Consider the following 4,007-nt stretch of genomic DNA (forward strand, 5'->3'; position numbering starts at 1 on the left):
ACCTTCGCCTGGTACGGCCACCTGAAGAATCGCTCGACCACCATGCTGGTCGCCATCTTCACCAGCTGGCTGATCGCCTTGCCGGAATACATGCTGGCCGTGCCCGCCAACCGCCTGGGCCACGACGTCTACACGACCGCCCAGCTCAAGACCGGCCAGGAGGCGATCACCCTGGTCGTCTTCACGCTGTTCTCGGTCTTCTACCTGGGCGAGGCGATCAGCTGGAAGACGCTGGTCGGCTTCGGATTCATCCTGGCGGGCGTGGCGATCGTGATGTTCTTCAAGTGAAAGTGTTCACGACCCCGTGATCCGCGCAACGGAGTCCAAGGTCTGAACGCTGTTGTGGCTGTATTTCCTCGAAAAGGATCAGCCCAATGTTTGTGCGTATCGCTACCGCCGCCGCCGCCCTGGCGCTGATGTCCGGCGCGGCCATGGCCCAGTCGACGGCCCCCGGCGCCCCGGTGAACCCGGATCCCACCGCCGCCGCCCCGGCCGATCAGACCATGCCCGCCGATCCGGCGGCCTCGACCTCGATGCCGGCCGACCCGACGGCCGCGACCACCCTGCCGGCCCCGACCGGCGCGGCGACCGACACCGCCGGCCGCGTCTCCTCGATGCCGGCCGAGCAGCAGGCGGGCCTCAAGGCGGGCGATCCCAACGTGGTCTCCAATCCGCCGGTCGCCGACACCCCGGAAAACCGCAAGCTTTACGGCAAGCCGCTTTCGAACGCCGGCAAGCACAGCGCCGCCAAGGGCAACTAAGCCCTCCAAAGGTCTGACTTAGCTTGAAGCGCCAGTCGGCGGGCCCTATGGTCCGCCGACTTTTTTCTGGCCCTGTTCGGACCCTGATGCCCGCCTCAAAACCCAAGTCGTTTCAAAGCCTGATCCTGACGCTCCATGACTATTGGAGCGCCCAGGGCTGCGTGATCCTGCAGCCGCACGACGTCGAGGTGGGGGCGGGGACCCTGCACCCGGCCACCGTCCTGCGCGCCCTGGGTCCCAAGCCCTGGAACGCGGCCTATGTGCAGCCCTCGCGCCGGCCTGGCGACGGCCGCTACGGCGAGAATCCCAACCGCCTGCAGCACTATTACCAGTACCAGGTGATCCTGAAGCCGAACCCGCCGAACATGCAGGACCTGTACCTGGGGTCGCTGGAGGCGATCGGCCTGGACCTGCGCACCCACGACATCCGCTTCGTCGAGGACGACTGGGAGAACCCCACCGTCGGCGCCTGGGGCCTGGGCTGGGAAGTCTGGTGCGACGGCATGGAAGTGTCCCAGTACACCTACTTCCAGCAGGTGGGCGGCCTGGACGTCTCGCCGGTGGCGGGCGAGCTGACCTACGGCCTGGAACGCCTGGCCATGTACGTGTTCGGCGTCGACAACGTCTTCGACCTGCCGTTCAACGACCCCGACGCCCCGCTGGGCCACCTGACCTATGGCGACGTGTTCCTGGAAAACGAGCGCCAGCACTCGGAGGCCAACTTCCACGGCTATGACGTCGCCGTGCTCAAGGGCCAGTTCGAGGACATGGAGCGCCAGGTTCCGCTGATGCTGGCGCGCTCCTACCAGGGCAAGGCCCTGGTGCTGCCCGCCTACGACATGGTCCTCAAGGCCAGCCACCTTTTCAACCTGATGAACGCCCGCGGCGCGATCGCCGTCGCCGAGCGCGCCAGCTACATCGGTCGCATCCGCGACCTTTGTAAGATGTGCGCGTCGGAGTGGGTGAAGCAGCAGGAAGCCGCGTAAGTCAGATGCCCCAACTGCTTGTCGAACTGTTCTCCGAAGAAATCCCCGCCCGCATGCAGGCCGCCGCCGCGCGCGACCTGGAGCGCATGGCGCGCGAACACCTGGCCGCCGCCGGCTTCCTGCCCGAGGCCCTGAAGACCTTCGCCGGTCCGCGCCGCCTGACCCTGGTGGTCGAAGGGCTGCCGATCGCCCAGGCCGACCGCAAGGAAGAGCTGAAAGGCCCGCGCGTCGGCGCCCCGCCTCAGGCCATGGAAGGCTTCCTGCGCAAGGCGGGCCTGACCCAGGACCAGCTGGTCGAGCGCGACGGCGTCTGGATGGCCTTCATCGAGAAGACCGGCCGCGCGACCCCCGAGATCGTCGCCGAGATGGTGGAAGCCATCGTGCGCGGCTTCGCCTGGCCGAAATCGATGACCTGGGGCAGCGGCAAGCTGCGCTGGGTGCGGCCGCTGAAGCGCATCCTGTGCGTCTTCGACCGCGAGGTCGTGCCGTTTTCCATCGACGGCATCGAGAGCGGCGACACCACCGAGGGCCACCGGTTCATGCGCGTCGGCTTCGGCTGGGGCGGCCAGCCGTTCAAGGTTCGCGACTTCGACGAATACGCCAAGGGCCTGCTGGACCACTTCGTCGTGCTGGACGTCGAGGAGCGCAAAAGCCGCATCCTCGAGGGCTGCAAGACCCTGTGCTTCGCGCGTAATCTCGAACTGGTCGAGGACCTCGGCCTGCTGGAAGAAGTCGCCGGCCTGGCCGAATGGCCGACCCCGGTGCTGGGCGACATGGACCCGGCGTTCCTGGACCTGCCCGGCGAGGTGATCCGCACCTCGATGCGCACCCACCAGAAGTATTTCGCGGTCCGCGACCCGGCGACGGGCGGCCTGGCCCCGCACTTCATCACCATCGCCAACATCCAGTCGGCCGACGGCGGCAAGGTGATCGCCGAGGGCAACGCCAAGGTGCTGAGCTCGCGCCTGTCCGACGCCCGGTTCTTCTGGGACGAGGACGTCAAGGTCGGCTTCGAGCCGTGGCTGGAAAAGCTGAACGGCGTGACCTTCCACGCCAAGCTGGGCACCATGGCCGAGCGCGTCGAGCGCATCGTCGCCCTGGCCCGCGAGATCGCGCCGCTGGTCGGCGCCGATCCGGACAAGGCGGCCGAGGCCGCGCGCCTAGCCAAGGCCGACCTGACCTCGCAGATGGTCGGCGAGTTCCCCGAACTGCAGGGCCTGATGGGCGGCTACTACGCCCGCGCCGCCGGGATGCCCGCCGACATCGCCGACGCGATCCGCGATCACTACAAGCCGCAGGGGCCGTCGGACGCCGTCCCGACCGCGCCGCTGAGCGTGGCGGTGGCGTTGGCGGATAAGCTGGATACGCTGGTGAGTTTCTTCGCGATCGACGAGAAGCCGACGGGGTCGAAGGATCCGTTCGCGCTGCGTCGGGCGGCGTTGGGCGTGATCCGGACGATCTTGACTAGTGGCGCTCACATTACGCTGGGTGGCATTGAAGAAGTTGGGCCTTTGCTTCGTAGCTATGGAACACTTGCTGACCAGATTTCGGCTAGGAAGCTCGAAGACGATGCGTGGAGGTTGTTCCAGTTGGAACAAGAGTTCGGCATCGACTTGGGATCGGTTGGGCCGAGAGATATCCTCCCTCCAGGTGGTCGGCCATTCTGGGACCGTTGGTTCGTTGTGCGCGGCGAAATTCTGTCATTCTTCGCCGACCGTCTGAAGGTCACCCTCAAGGACCAAGGCAAGCGTCACGATCTCGTCGACGCCGTGTTCGCGCTCGGCGACGACGACCTCGTGCGCATCGTCGCCCGGGTCGAGGCGCTGGACGGGTTCCTCAAGACCGACGACGGCAAGACCCTGATGGCCGGCTACAAGCGCGCCTCCAACATCCTCAAGGCCGAGGAGAAGAAGGGCTGGAAAGCCGAGGGCGGTCGCGACCTGCTCGACGACGCCTCCGCGCCGGAAGTCCAGTTGCACGACGCCCTGCGGATGGTCGAACCGGCCCTGGCCTCGGCCCTGGCGGCCGAAGACTTCACCGCCGCCATGCAGGAACTGGCCGGCCTGCGCGGCCCGGTCGACGCCTTCCTCGACGGCGTGTTCGTCAATTCGGACGTCGCCGCCGAACGCGACAACCGCCTGAAAACCCTGGCCGCCGTCCGCGACGCCATGGGTCAGGTGGCGGACTTCTCGCTGGTGGGCGGGTAGAGCTCTTAATATCAATCGTCATCCYGGGCCTTGTGCCCGGGACCCCTCTGTCC

General features: G+C 66.9%; 4 protein-coding genes. All 4 read left to right on the forward strand.

Annotated elements, in window-relative coordinates:
- Positions 1–288, forward strand: a 288-nt coding sequence (locus AC1DZ6_RS20650; RefSeq protein WP_477099008.1) for a DMT family protein, incomplete at its 5' end; no start/stop codon positions are given.
- Positions 289–374: 86 nt separating this feature from the next.
- The gene (locus AC1DZ6_RS20655; RefSeq protein ID WP_477099009.1) at positions 375–761 is read left to right on the forward strand and encodes a hypothetical protein; all 387 of its coding nucleotides are present in this window, start codon (positions 375–377) and stop codon (positions 759–761) included.
- Positions 762–847: 86 nt separating this feature from the next.
- Complete coding sequence (locus AC1DZ6_RS20660) at positions 848–1,747, forward strand: glycine--tRNA ligase subunit alpha (RefSeq protein ID WP_477099010.1); 900 nt, start codon at positions 848–850, stop codon at positions 1,745–1,747.
- Positions 1,748–1,752: 5 nt separating this feature from the next.
- Complete coding sequence (glyS, locus tag AC1DZ6_RS20665; RefSeq protein WP_477099011.1) at positions 1,753–3,954, forward strand: glycine--tRNA ligase subunit beta; 2,202 nt, start codon at positions 1,753–1,755, stop codon at positions 3,952–3,954.
- Positions 3,955–4,007: the final 53 nt, after the last annotated feature.

Source organism: Caulobacter sp. P1_B12_2, from assembly GCF_056406675.1.